Source organism: Desulfosceptrum tomskiensis, assembly GCF_049818055.1.
Taxonomy (GTDB): domain Bacteria; phylum Bacillota; class Desulfotomaculia; order Desulfotomaculales; family JASEER01; genus JBFLVT01.
Genome location: NZ_CP187479.1, coordinates 1959948 through 1972886, shown reverse-complemented (window position 1 = coordinate 1972886; position 12939 = coordinate 1959948). Strand labels below are relative to the sequence as shown.

Genomic DNA, 12939 nt, shown 5'->3' with positions numbered 1-12939 from the left:
GTAGAGGGTTTGCGCCGTTTTCGCCGTCGCGCCCGCGAATGCGCGAGTGTCGGCTTGCTGACACTGGAAATGATCAATGGGAGACGGAGGGCAGGAAATCGGTTAACATGGGCACAGTAAGACGTTAAAATAAAACTCAAGTTATAAGATCAACTTTCTGCAATATCGGGAGATGGTTTTAGATGACCGAAAAGGTCTTTAAGATGAACGAGAAAGCCCTCACAGTTAACGAACGCGAGCGCGAGGTGCTCTGCAAGGCCGGCATCAGGGTGCGTTACCCCAAGGGCCAGATTATTTTCTCGGCCGAGGAATACGCCGACCGGGTCTACCTGCTGGAGGAAGGATACGTGAAGATCTACCGCATCAGCCCGTCCGGGCGCGAGTTTACGGTGGGCGGCACGCGGAACCCGGGCGAAATCATGGGCCTCGCCGAAGCTCTTTGCAACAGCAAGCGCACCTGTTTCGCCAGGGCCATCACCGACGTGACCATGATCGTCCTGACCAAGGACCAGTTTCTGGACGTTTTGTCCACGGAGCACCGCCTGGCGCTGAAAGTGGCGTCGCTGCTCGGGTCGCGCATGCGTTTCGCCGAAGCCCTGGTCTACGACCTGATGTGCTGGCAGGCGCCGGGGCGGCTCGCCCTGCTGCTCCTGAAGTTCAGCGCGCGCTGCGGCGTGCCTACCGACCGGGGCCTGGAGATCGGGCTCAAGCTCACTCACAGCGAGATCGCCTCCATGATCGGCTCCACCAGGCAGACGGTCACCTCGCTGATGAACACTTTCCGGGACGAAGGCTGCATCAGCGTGGAGGGGGGCAAAATCGTCATCAAGGACGCCGGGAAGCTGGCCGAATGGGTGGTTTGAGGCGGCGGCAACCTTGGCGCCCGTTTCGGATGAAAGGGCTCCTGCGGTTGTGCGGGGGTCCTTATTATTTTTTGTCAAGTTTTGGGCGTTAGAAGCCCCGGGTGTGGTATACTACAAAGACAGGCTTGGGTGGCAGGTGACAGATTTTACTGCCATGCTGGTAGAAACGCATTATTGGCGGGTTGATCCAATAAACCCCGATCAGGACGCAATCACGGCCGCGGCGCGCATCCTGCGACAGGGCGGGCTGGTGGCCTTTCCCACCGAGACCGTTTACGGTCTGGGAGCAAATGCTCTGGATAGCAGGGCCGTAAAGCGAATATTCATAGCCAAGGGAAGGCCCGCCGACAACCCCCTGATCGTCCACGTCAGCGACCTGGAGCAGGCGGCTGCCGTCACGGCCGGCCTGCCCTCGCTGGCCGTAAAGCTCGCCAAGGCTTTCTGGCCCGGCCCGCTGACGCTCGTGCTGCCCAAAGCCGATGCTGTTCCGGGGGAGGTTACCGCGGGTTTGGACACCGTCGCCGTAAGGATGCCCGACCACCGGGTGGCCCTGGCCTTGATCCGGGCGGCCGGCCTGCCCGTGGCCGCCCCAAGCGCCAACGTCTCCGGCCGGCCCAGCCCGACGACGGGGGAACACGTCCGGCAGGACCTGGAGGGGCGGGTGGAAGTCATCCTGGATGCCGGGCCCGCGCCGCACGGACTTGAATCCACCATTCTAGACCTCACGACGGACGTCCCGGTCGTCCTGCGTCCCGGAGGAGTGACGCGGGAGGCGTTGACCCGGGCCATCGGCACGGACGTGGCCGTGGCCGGCCGGGGAGAAACCGAAAGACCCCGCGCGCCCGGCATGAAATACCGGCACTACGCCCCGCGCGGCGAGCTCTACCTCGTGGAGGGCGACCGCCGCGGGGTCCCGCGGCGCATCGTGGAACTGGCCGCGGAACTAAAATCCGCGGGTCACAGGATCGCCGTCCTTTGCAGCGCCGAGACCGCGCGGCTTTTGCCGTGCGACCGGGTGTACGTCATGGGTTTGCGTGACGATCCCGCCCAGGTGGGGGCGCGCCTGTACCAATTATTGCGGCGGTGCGACGAAGACGGGGTTACGGCCATCGTCGCCGAAGGCGTCGAACCTGTCGGCGTAGGCGAAGCGGTGATGAACCGGCTGCGCAAGGCGGCGGGCAAAGTGATTACGGTGGGGGATGATAGATGAGTCCGCTGACGCTCTTTCTGCTGGCCGTGGCCCTGGGCACCGACGCCTTTTCCTTAAGCCTGGGACTGGCCCTCACCGGGATCGGGCGCAAGCAGGCCCTGGCCCTGGTGCTGGTGGTGCTCGTCTTTCACATCGCCTTCCCCGTGTTCGGCTGGTGGGGCGGGGAACTCCTGGGGACCATCGCGGGCCGCACGGCCGCTTATATCGGCGCGGCCATCCTCATCTACCTTGGGTTGCGCATGACCATCGGAACCCTCCGCAGGCACCGGGAGGAGCCCGTTAGGATAAACGGCGTCTGGAGCATCATCGTCCTCGCCGCCAGCGTGAGCATGGACGCCTTGAGCGTCGGGTTCACGCTGGGGGCCATCGGCGCGCAGCTCGCCCTGGCGGCGGGGGTCATCGGCATGGTGGCCGGGACGATGACGGCCGCCGGCCTCTTCCTGGGCCGCTCGATTTACCGGCACGTGGGCAGCCGCGCGCAGTTCGCCGGCGGGCTGATCCTGCTCGGCGTGGGAGTCAAGCTGGTATTCTAAAAGATATTCCCCGGATTTCTTTTCGGAACACGTCCTCATCTTCACACAACACCACGTCAGCTGCCCGACATTGGAAAAGTCGGACAGCCGACGTTATCATCGCCTGCCTTGCGACATATCAGATGCAATGAAGATGACATGCGTTTGGTCTTGCCATGGACTGCCGGGTTGTCGTTTGTGTTCTATAATTTATCAAATGATCAAAAACGTGACCGTTTTCCTGCCATGTGACGCGACAACCGCGTCACATGTTCTTTGCTTTTCCCGTGGCATTGTCGCTTTTTGCTGTTGTCACCATGGTATTGCCTGTTTTACATCACCGCAGAGGGGGAGTCTCTCTAATGAAGTGCGCATACTGCAACCTGAAAATGGCTTGCAGCAAGGAGGGGCGCGACTGCCTCGGGGGCAAGCTGGAACTCCCGGAATACAGGGATCCCGCCGTGCGGCCTTACGTTACGTACAGCGCCTTCCTGCAACACGTCTACGGCAATAACCTGACCCGCCTTCAGGAATTGATCTTCATCGGCCTGATGATGGAATGCCGCCGGCTGGGACTGGCCTACTGCGCCGGTTTTAACCGCGAGGCCCGGATGATGATCGAGGCTCTCTCCCCGCATTTTGAGGTCAATGCCGTGTGCTGTGACTACTGCCTTACGCCCGACCAGCGGTTTGTTCACGATCCCGACAGGCGGTTCGACCTTTACCGGCGTGACGAACGGGCCAAGGTCGAGGTCTTGAACGATTTCGGGGCGCCTATGCACGTTTCCTTAGGGCTGTGCATCGAACAGGACATCCTCTTCAACCAGCACAGCAGGGTACCGGTGACGAACTTCGCAGCCGCGGACTGGGTGCTGGGCCATCACCCGCTGACCGTCGTCTACACCACTTACCAGCGTAAGAAATATCTCCAGGGGAAAGGGCTGCCGAAGCCCGGGCAGGTCAGGAGAACCCGGCTTCAGGAGCTGATTGTTTTCGGCCAGCGCGCGGGCTTCAAATCGATCAGCCTGGGTTTCTGCAACGGCCTGTTCGAGGAAGCCGGGATGCTTTCGGATATTCTCAAACAGTATTTTCTCGTCTACTCGGTCTGCTGCAAGACGAGCGGCATCGACAAGAAGGAGCAGAACACGCCTTACATGAACCCCGGCGCCAAGTTTGAATCGGCTTGCAATCCGGTCGGCCAGGCCAAGATCGACAACCAATTGCGGGTCGACCTTTCGGTTCAGCTCGGTATCTGTTTAGGCCACGACATGTGTTTTGCGACGCATACCCTGGCACCGACGACGACGTTCGCCCCCAAGGACCGCGTGCTCGGCCACAATACCCTGGCCGCTTTATATACAGGCGCGCGTGCGATGGATGTCGATTACTCCGACCCGCGGCCCTACGAGGTCGCCAGGCGCTACAAGGATGCCGAGCCGCCGGTTGCGGATTTGGACGACGAGGTGCAGCCGGGAGCGAGCGCTTAAGCAGGCGTTCTCTTCTAGGCGGCGCACCGGAGTGCCGGCATCGGACGTTGGTCGTATGGGAGGTGAGATCTCTCTGGAACCATCACCAATCCTTGTGGTACGGGACTAATGCATAGGTATTCTTTGGAAAGGGAGGGGTGTGTTTTGAGAAAAGGACGGTTGTGGAACACAGCGGCCCTTGTCGTACTGCTTGCTTTCCTGGTATGCCTGTTCGCCGGGGCAAGCGGCGTGGGGGCCAACCCGACTACGGCGACGGTGGGGGACCTGGGCATCCCGGGCAAGCTGGGTAAGGCCATTCAAGAAGTACCGGTGGGTACCGGGAAGGGGCAGATCGACCCGAACGCCCCGCGGGGATTCCTGGGCATCCCCGGAGCCCCGCAGGTTAACCTGGTGCTGGCCTTCCTGTGGGCCATCTGGGTGGGCTGGATCTTCTCCACGGTCGGCGCCTTCGGCGGGATTATGGCCGGCGTGGGCCACATGACCGTTTTCGGCCTGGGCGCGTACGCCAAGAGCTTTAAGCAGACGGCGCCGACGGTCAACAAGCTGCTTACCGACAGCATCCGCGTTTCCAACCAGTTTCTCGTCATGCTTTCGTCACTGGTTTCGAGCTACAACTACTACCGTGTGGGGCGCCTGGTCTGGCCGCTGGGCCTGGCCCTCGGTCTCGGCTCCATTGTCGGCGCTGTCGCCATCCCCTGGCTCACGGGCGGCAAGGTGACGTTCAGTCAGTACCAGGGCTGGTTCGGCGTCTTTGTTTTCATCGTCGGTGCGGTCCTGCTCTACGAGACTACAGCGCGAGGACAGGCCAGCAAAAAAGCGGCGAAGGAAGCAGCCCAGGCCTTTGAAAAGAGCGTGAAGGAGAAGGGCTCCACGGTCGAGACCGGCGTCAAGGTCACCAGGTGGAGCGCAAGCCGGGTGGAATTCACCTTCTGCGGCGTGGAGTTCGGCTTTAATCCTATCTGGCCGGTGCTCGGCGGCATCGTCATCGCCGCTATTTCCTCCTTCATCGGCGTCGGCGGCGGTTTCCTGTACGTGCCGTTCCTGACCAGCATCGTCGGCCTGCCGATGTTCATTGTGGCCGGCACCTCGGCCCTCACGGTGTTCATCAGTATGGTCGCCAGCATCACGGCCTACATCAAACTGGCCGGCGCCGGCGTATACTGGTCGCTGATCGGGGTGGAACTGGTCGGCATCTTCATCGGCTCGATCATCGGGCCGCGCACGCAGAAGTACGTTCCCGAGATCTGGCTGAAACGGCTGTTTGTGGTGCTGGCCCTCTATGTCGGAATCGGTTACTTCAGCAAGGGCTTCTTCGGCCAGTCCTGGGTGCCGATGTAGGTCCCGGGCTGTACGGGGTGCGCCGGGTTCCGGGTTTGACCCGGAACCGGCACGCCTCGGTCGTTAGATGTTGAAAAACCAGGGACTGTTTGCAATAGTCCCCAAGTTGAGGGGTTGATCGCGTGGGATTCTGGGGTTATTTGGACCAGGTGCTCATCGTTTTTTACCGGATAACCGGTAATCCTGTCTTTGACTTCTTCCTGGGGACCTTCATCGTCGCCATGTTGACGGTCGTCGTCGGGGAATTCACCATCTCGATCGCCTACAGGCTGAACAGGAAGCACCTGAAGGTCCTTAACACCAAGATGGTCAGGATGAACAACCTCTCCCTGGACGCCTTGAAATCGGGGAATAAGGAAGAGTACAAAACCCGCAACAAAGAGGCCAACGACGCTTTTGGAAAGGTTTTTTTCAACGCCGTGGCTCTTTCCGCCGCCAACCTGTGGCCTGTGTTCTTCTGCCTGGCCTGGATGCAGACGCGGTTCATGGGGATTGACTTTCCCATACCTTTTACCGGTTGGGCTGCGAATTACGTTGTCGTTTTCCTGATCTGTTACATTCTGTCGAGGATCCTCTTCGGCTGGATGCGGCCAAGGCTGCCCTATTTCAGAGGGGTGCAAAAGATGCTGGACGATGTCGGCGAGAGTGCAAAGGAACTGGAAAGCTTCGCGGACATCGTGCCCAAGAGACCTTGATCGCCGGCCGAAGTTTAATACGCTGTCTCAAACCTCCTAAATGTTCCTCATAATAGATCCCCCTTGCCGGCGGGCGGGGCTTAATGCGGACGGAGCCCCGTCCGGCGCAAGCGGGGAAAACAGCGGGGGGTGCAAAAATGACCGGTGAAATCCTGATCGGCGTATTGGTTCTGCTGCCTGTCGCCGCCGGCCTGCTGGGCTTAATCCCGATGGGCGTCCCGGCGCGCAGGGCGCTCCTGATCCCGGTATCACTGGTCCTGGCAGCCGCCTCGGTATGGCTGACCGTAACGGCGGCCGCATCGGGACCGCTGACCGTGATTCTCCCGGCCCAATGGGAGAGCGTCTTGACCGTTCTCGATTTCCTGCTGCTGGCCTACTTTATCCACGCCGGCCTCGGCGCCCGGCACAGCCTTGTCGTCTTGCTGTCGCTGGCCGCCGCGGCGGGCCTTGCCGTCTTGAAATTCGCGTGGCTGGGCGGGCACGTTTCCGTGGAGCCGGCGTTTCACGTGGATATGCTGTCCGGGCTGATGTGCCTTGTGATCTCTATCGTGGGGTCGCTCATCGTCCTGTATGCCCTGGACTACATGCCGCGGCACGAGGCTCACCTGCATCTGGATAAAAGCAGGCAGCCGCAGTTCTTCCTTTATCTTGTCGGCTTCCTCGGCGTGATGAACGGCCTGGTTTTCGCCGACAGCCTGCTCTGGCTGTACTTCTTCTGGGAGCTGACGACCCTGTGCTGCTTCCAGCTCATCCGGCACGACCTTACGGATGAAGCGAAACAGAACGCCTTGCGGGCCCTGTGGATGAACCTTCTCGGGGCGGTCGCCCTGGTCACCGGGACCGGTCTAGCTTATCAACTGGTCGGCTCGGTTTCCCTGCAGGAACTCATCGGAGCGGGCATGGCCGCTCCCGCGCTCTTGCCCGCGCTCGCCTTGCTCTGCTTCACCGGGTTTACCAAGGCGGCCCAGGTCCCCTTCCAGAGCTGGCTGCTGGGGGCGATGGTGGCGCCGACGCCGGTCTCCGCCCTGCTGCACTCCAGTACGATGGTCAAGGCGGGCGTCTACCTTGTCCTGCGCCTGGCCCCCGCCTACGCCGGGACCACCCTCTCGGTGATGGTGGCCCTGTTCGGCGGCCTGGTGTTTGTGGTCACCTCCATCCTGGCCGTCAGCCAGCCTGTCTCCAAGCGGGTCCTGGCTTACTCGACCGTCGCCAACCTGGGCTTGATCATCTGCTGCGCGGGCATCAACACCGACCTGGCCATGGCTGCGGCCCTGGCCCTGATTGTCTTCCACGCCGTCTCTAAGGGTGCCCTGTTTATGGCCGTAGGGATGGCTGAACAGCAGATCGGCAGCCGCGACATCGAGGACATGGAGGGGCTCGGCTTTCGGACGCCGCTCCTGGCGTCGGCGATGGTCGTCGGGATGTTCTCGATGCTCTTCCTGCCGTTCGGCGTGGCCTTCTCCAAGTGGGCGGCCATTGAGGCCGCCGGCACGGAAGGGGGCTGGTTCATCGCGGTCACTGCTTTTCTTGCCGTGGGCAGCGCGGCCACGCTTGTTTTCTGGGCGAAGTGGGTCGGCAGGCTTACCACGCAGGTTAAAGGTGAAGCCAGGGAAGAAAAGCCTTTCTTCGCTTATGCCGGGACCATCGGCCTGGTTGGGACGGCCGTCGGCTTGAGTATCCTCATCGCGCCGCTGATGCAGTGGCTGATCCTGCCGGCGCAGGCGGGGATGGGTTACGGCCGGCCTTTCGACTTAACGGGCTGGAACCTGTTCACGGCTGTCGGCTCCTTTACGCCGTGGGCCCTGTTCATCGCCGTCGGCTTGGCCGTCCTGCTGCCCGCCCTCCTGGTCAAGGGACCGGCAGGTACCGAAACAGCGCCGGCCTACCTCTGCGGCGTCAATATCGACGGTGACCGCCGGTTTCGCTCGGTCGCCGATTCCCCGGTGCCTCTGGCCGTGGGGGGCACTTACTGGACGACGCTTTTCGGCGAGCAGAAGTTGACGCCGGTGTTTAACTGGGCGGCCCTCGTTTGCCTGGGGGCCCTGTTTGTGGGGGTGATCGTGTGACCGTCACCGACGTTCTTGTCGCCGTCGCCGCCCTTATCGCGGCGCCCCCGGCGGGGGGGTTCCTGGTCGGCGTCGACCGGAAGATCACGGCCCGCCTCCAGGGGCGGATGGGACCGCCCCTGACCCAGCCTTTTTATGACTTCTTCAAGCTGCTGAGCAAGACCAGGGTGGTCGCGGCCCGGGGCAACATGGTGTGGGCGTGGAGTTACCTGTTGCTCACCATGACGGCTTTCACCCTCTTTTTCCTGGGGCAGGATCTTGTGGTTATTTTCCTGATCCTGGCCTTCGCCGGTGCGGCCCTGGCGTACGGCGCCTTCTCGGTGCGTTCCCCGTACTCCCATTTCGGAGCCCAGCGCGAGCTGATCCAGATGTTGTCGTACGAGCCCATCCTGCTGCTCACCGCGGCGGCCGTCGCCTTGCAGACCGGGAAGTTCACCGTTTCCGGCGTTTTGACCTGGGACGAACCCCTGCTGCCGGCCCTGCCCCTGGCGTTCGCCGCGCTGCTTATCGCCCTGGGGATCAAGATGCGCAAATCGCCCTTCGATATCGCCGCTTCCGAGCATGCCCACCAGGAGCTTGTGCGGGGTGTTTACACGGAGTATTCGGGCCGTTACCTGGCCCTTATCCACTTGGCCCACTGGTACGAACTCGTCCTGATCCTGGCCTTTGTCGCCCTCTTTTGGGCGCAGCCCCTTTGGATCGGCGCTCTGGCAGCCCTGGCGGTTTTCCTGCTGGAGCTCTTTATCGACAACCTGGCCGCGCGCCTGCGCTGGTCCTGGATGGTGGCCGTCTGCTGGGGGCTGGGGATCGGGTTTATCCTGCTCAACATGGTCTTGCTGCAATGGCTGGCCTGAATATGAGCTGCGGCCGAATGGGCGGTTTCTGGGGGAAAGGAGTGTAGCCGATGGGTTTACTGACCAGGTCGCGTGTCAAATCGCCCTGGATCCTTCATTACTGCACGGGCGGATGCAACGGGTGCGACATCGAAATCCTGGCCTGCCTCACGCCGCTTTACGACGTGGAGCGCTTCGGGATCCTGAACATCGGCAATCCCAAGCACGCCGACTTGCTTATCGTAACCGGTCCGGTGAACTGGAAGAGCGAACAGGTTCTAAAAAATCTTTATGAGCAGATGCCCGAGCCCAAGCTGGTGATGGCCGTCGGGGCCTGTGCCTGCAGCGGGGGTGTCTTTCACAACTGCTACAACACCCTGGGCGGGATCGACAAGGTGATCCCGGTCGATATCTACGTGCGGGGATGCGCGGCCCGCCCGGAGGCCATCATCGACGGGGTTGTCGGGGCGCTGAACAAGCTCGCCGAATCCTAGCGGGGGAGGGGGGGTAACATGCAGGATCTTACAATTTCCAGGGACCAGTTGACGGACACGGCCAAGGAACTCCTGAACCGTGGGGCAAGGCTCATCAACGCCGTGTGCCTTGATGAAGGGGAAACCTTTCAAATCATCTACCTTTTTCAACGTGAACTGGATCTTATGAGCCTGCGGGTCCGCGTCGCGAAAGAGGAGGAAGTGCCGAGCCTATCATCCCTTCAACTGAGCGCCGTCCTGATTGAAAACGAGATGAGGGAGTTCTTCGGGTTGAAGGTTGACGGCATGGCCATCGACTTCAAGGGCCGGATGATCCTCGCCGAAAAGAGCCCGCGCACGCCGATGCTGAAACAACTGCCGGTAATACAGTAAGGAGGGCTTTTGTATGGGGAGGGTTACTTTTCCTTTTGGTCCTCAGCACCCGGTTCTTCCGGAAGCCATCCAGCTTCAGCTGACCTGCGAGGACGAACGCGTCGTCGAGGTCCTGCCGGTTATCGGGTATATGCACCGGGGCATAGAAAAAGCGGGCGAGAAAAACCCCTTTGTGAACAACGTGTTCCTTTGCGAGAGGATCTGCGGCATTTGCAGCTTTATCCACGCGCTGTGCTACTGCGAGCTCGTCGAGAATGTGATGAAAGTCTCCGCCCCTCCGCGTGCCCGGTACCTGCGGGTTTTCTGGAGCGAGCTGTCCCGTATCCACAGTCACCTGCTGTGGATGGGACTCCTGGCCGACTCCTTCGGGTTTGAAAGCCTTTTCATGCAGTCTTGGCGGGCGCGGGAAATCGTCCTCGACATCCTGGAGATGACCACGGGGCAGCGCGTTATCCAGTCGTCCTGTGTCCTCGGCGGCGTCAGAAGGGACATCGACCAGGATATGGCCGGGCGCGTCCGCCGGATGCTCAACCGGTTCAAGGCGGAGTACGACGCGGTTTACGAGGTGTTTGCCAGGGACTATACCATCAGGCAGCGCACGGTGGGCAAAGGCGTATTGTCCAAGGAGCAGGCCTGGGCTCTCGGCGCCGTGGGTCCGACCCTTAGGGGCAGCGGGTGGCCCTACGACGCCCGGATGCTGCACTACTCGGCATACGGCGAGATCGGCTTTGAACCCGTTGTGGAAAACGCCGGTGACAGTTACGCCCGCATGATGGTCCGGGCCCGGGAGATCCACCAGTCCCTCGACCTGGCCTTCAAGGCCCTCGACAACCTCCCCGACACCGAGCTGGCCGTCAAGGTCAAGGGTTTTCCCGAGGGAGAAGGGATCATCAGGGTCGAGCAGCCGCGCGGCGAACTCTGCGAGTACATTAAGGGCAACGGCACGGCGCATCTCGAAAGGCTCAAGGTGCGCACGCCGACCTTCGCCAATATACCCGCTTTGCTGGCGATGATTCCCGGCTGCGAGCTGGCCGATATCCCGGTCATCGTTCTTTCCATCGACCCATGCATCGCCTGCACCGAACGCTGACGGCGGGCTGCGCCCGCCGCGGTTGGCAATCCGAAAATCCGAGGGCCGACCGCCTGGGAAAGGAGACGGTTAACCATGCCTGTAATGGGCCCGAAGCTGGTCAAGAACTTCTTCACCGGCCCCGCCACGCGCGCCTATCCGGCCGTAAAGCGCCCGGCTTTCCCCCAAGGGCGGGGACGGATCCTTTACGACGCTGAGCGGTGCACTTATTGCGGGATATGCGCCGGCATCTGTCCCGCCGCGGCCATCACCATGGAGGAGGACCGGGAAAACCTTGCTGTCAGGCGGGTCTTTAATTCCTTCGCCTGTATTTACTGCGGGCGGTGCGTGGAACTTTGCCCGAACGGGGCATTGCAGATGGGCGCCGAGCACCCCGAGTATGCCGGTGCCAAGGTCGCAACGGTTTCCAGCAGCCGGCAGGCTGGATAAAGCATCCACCGCGCATTAGGAGTATAATAATCCCCGGCAGGAAAACCCAGGGGCCGAAGCGAAGCTATCATCTCTGGGAGTGTACTGTGTTAAGATCTTTTCCAGAGGCTGGGAGCTGATCTCATGTCGGGTGGGAATCCTAAAGCGCGCGAGGACGCTCTGGTTGTTAACGAACGCGAGCGCGAGATCCTGTGTAAGACCGGGACAACCGTACGTTATCCAAAGGGGCAGATTATCTTTTCGGCCGACGAACAGGCCGACCGGGTCTACCTGATTGAAGAAGGATATGTCAAGATCTATCGTCTCAATCCGGACGGCCGCGAGGTGACGGTGGGGAGCATCCGGAACCCGGGTGAGATCATGGGGCTGGCCGAGACGCTTTATCACGGCAAGCGCACCTGTTTCGCCGGGGCCATCAGCGATGTGACCATGGTGATCCTGACCAAGGACCAGTTTATCGAAGTCCTGAACACCGAACACCGCCTGGCGCTGAAGGTGGCGTCACTGCTGGGAGCGCGCATGCGGGCCGCCGAGGCGATGGTTTACGAGTTGATGTGCTGGCAGGCGCCGGGCCGCTTGGCCTTGATGCTCCTAAAAATCAGCGAAAAATGCGGGGAAAGGACCAATGAGGGGATTAAGATCAAGCTCAGGCTGACGCACAACGAAATCGCCTCGATGATCGGTTCCACCAGGCAGACGGTGACCTCGCTGATGAACACCTTCCGCGATGAAAAAAGTATTGAGGTCCAGGGCCGGGAAATCCTGATCAAGGATCCCAAGAAGCTCGCCGAGTGGGTGGTATAGCAGCACCGGGCGCTAAGCGCTTACAACCATTTGGGGTCTTTGCATTGCAGAGACCTTTTTTGTTTTTTGGGACTCTGTTCCCCCGGACTTCATCTATTTCCCGAGCGCCGGGAATCAGCCGGGGCAATACTAGGCATAAAGGCTTTTATAGTATGGCGTGTCCGGCGTTTCTACAATAAAATGTAAACATTGGGCGGTTTGCTGCGGGAGGAGTGACGTTTTTGGCCAGGCCAAAGAAGATCTTGTTCGTGTGCACGGGAAACACCTGCCGTTCGAGCATGGCCGAGGGCATCGCCCGTCACCTGCTGGGGGACGACCGCGAGATACGCGTCCTTTCGGCGGGCGTCCACGCCCTGCCCAACGTCCCCGCGACCCCCGAAGCCGTGGAAGCCCTGGCCGAAGAAGGGATCGACATCAGCGGCCACCGGGCGGCTTTGCTGACCCGCGAGCTTGTCGAGGAGGCCGACCTGGTTCTGACTATGACGGCCGGGCATCGGCGTCTGGTACGGGAGGCCGCCCCCGATCAGGCGGGCAAGGTCTTCACTCTGGCTGAATACGCCGGAGCCGGAGGCGACGTGTCCGATCCCTTGGGACAGCCCCTGCACGTGTACCGCCGTTACGCCGCCGAACTCCGCCGCCTCATCCGCCTGGCTCTGGAGCGCTTCAGGGAAGAGGCCCCGCGTTGAAGGAAATCGTTCTTCAGCCGTAGAAGATGGTAAATCGTAAGGATTTTGTCGATGCATGCG

The 12939-nt window shown here is 61.2% G+C and carries 14 protein-coding genes; all 14 read left to right on the top strand.

Annotation, left to right across the window (positions count from 1 at the left end):
• Positions 1–182 precede the first annotated feature (182 nt).
• Positions 183–863 (top strand): Crp/Fnr family transcriptional regulator, encoded by a 681-nt coding sequence (locus ACPV0M_RS10020; protein WP_425620504.1) that lies wholly within the window; start codon positions 183–185, stop codon positions 861–863.
• Between the two features lie 136 nt (positions 864–999).
• The gene (locus ACPV0M_RS10015) at positions 1000–2073 is read left to right on the top strand and encodes an L-threonylcarbamoyladenylate synthase (protein WP_425620503.1); all 1074 of its coding nucleotides are present in this window, start codon (positions 1000–1002) and stop codon (positions 2071–2073) included.
• Positions 2070–2606: a manganese efflux pump MntP family protein gene (locus ACPV0M_RS10010; RefSeq protein WP_425620502.1), complete on the top strand. Its 537-nt coding sequence runs from the start codon at positions 2070–2072 to the stop codon at positions 2604–2606. The genes ACPV0M_RS10015 and ACPV0M_RS10010 overlap by 4 nt, the downstream gene beginning before the upstream one ends.
• Positions 2607–2947: 341 nt before the next feature.
• The gene (locus ACPV0M_RS10005; protein WP_425620501.1) at positions 2948–4072 is read left to right on the top strand and encodes a DUF1847 domain-containing protein; all 1125 of its coding nucleotides are present in this window, start codon (positions 2948–2950) and stop codon (positions 4070–4072) included.
• A 144-nt stretch (positions 4073–4216) separates the two neighbouring features.
• The gene (locus ACPV0M_RS10000; RefSeq protein ID WP_425620500.1) at positions 4217–5410 is read left to right on the top strand and encodes a sulfite exporter TauE/SafE family protein; all 1194 of its coding nucleotides are present in this window, start codon (positions 4217–4219) and stop codon (positions 5408–5410) included.
• A gap of 122 nt (positions 5411–5532) precedes the next feature.
• Positions 5533–6105 (top strand): hypothetical protein, encoded by a 573-nt coding sequence (locus tag ACPV0M_RS09995; protein WP_425620499.1) that lies wholly within the window; start codon positions 5533–5535, stop codon positions 6103–6105.
• Positions 6106–6242: 137 nt separating this feature from the next.
• A complete protein-coding gene (locus tag ACPV0M_RS09990) occupies positions 6243–8171 on the top strand; it encodes an NADH-quinone oxidoreductase subunit L (RefSeq protein WP_425620498.1) in 1929 nt (642 codons plus the stop codon).
• A complete protein-coding gene (locus ACPV0M_RS09985) occupies positions 8168–9025 on the top strand; it encodes an NADH-quinone oxidoreductase subunit H (RefSeq protein WP_425620497.1) in 858 nt (285 codons plus the stop codon). Before ACPV0M_RS09990 ends, ACPV0M_RS09985 begins: the two co-directional genes overlap by 4 nt.
• Before the next feature lie 50 nt (positions 9026–9075).
• Entirely contained in the window at positions 9076–9498 is a 423-nt protein-coding gene (locus ACPV0M_RS09980; protein WP_425620496.1) for an NADH-quinone oxidoreductase subunit B family protein, read from the top strand.
• Between the two features lie 18 nt (positions 9499–9516).
• The gene (locus tag ACPV0M_RS09975) at positions 9517–9870 is read left to right on the top strand and encodes an NADH-quinone oxidoreductase subunit C (protein WP_425620495.1); all 354 of its coding nucleotides are present in this window, start codon (positions 9517–9519) and stop codon (positions 9868–9870) included.
• A 13-nt stretch (positions 9871–9883) separates the two neighbouring features.
• The gene (locus tag ACPV0M_RS09970) at positions 9884–10960 is read left to right on the top strand and encodes a nickel-dependent hydrogenase large subunit (RefSeq protein ID WP_425620494.1); all 1077 of its coding nucleotides are present in this window, start codon (positions 9884–9886) and stop codon (positions 10958–10960) included.
• A gap of 75 nt (positions 10961–11035) precedes the next feature.
• Positions 11036–11389 carry a 4Fe-4S dicluster domain-containing protein gene (locus ACPV0M_RS09965; RefSeq protein ID WP_425620493.1) on the top strand — a complete coding sequence of 118 codons (354 nt, stop codon included), beginning with the start codon at positions 11036–11038 and terminating at the stop codon, positions 11387–11389.
• Positions 11390–11512: 123 nt separating this feature from the next.
• Positions 11513–12193 (top strand): Crp/Fnr family transcriptional regulator, encoded by a 681-nt coding sequence (locus ACPV0M_RS09960; RefSeq protein ID WP_425620492.1) that lies wholly within the window; start codon positions 11513–11515, stop codon positions 12191–12193.
• Between the two features lie 221 nt (positions 12194–12414).
• On the top strand, positions 12415–12879 hold the full coding sequence (locus ACPV0M_RS09955; RefSeq protein ID WP_425620491.1) for a low molecular weight protein arginine phosphatase: 465 nt from the start codon (positions 12415–12417) through the stop codon (positions 12877–12879).
• The last annotated feature ends 60 nt before the right edge of the window (positions 12880–12939 follow it).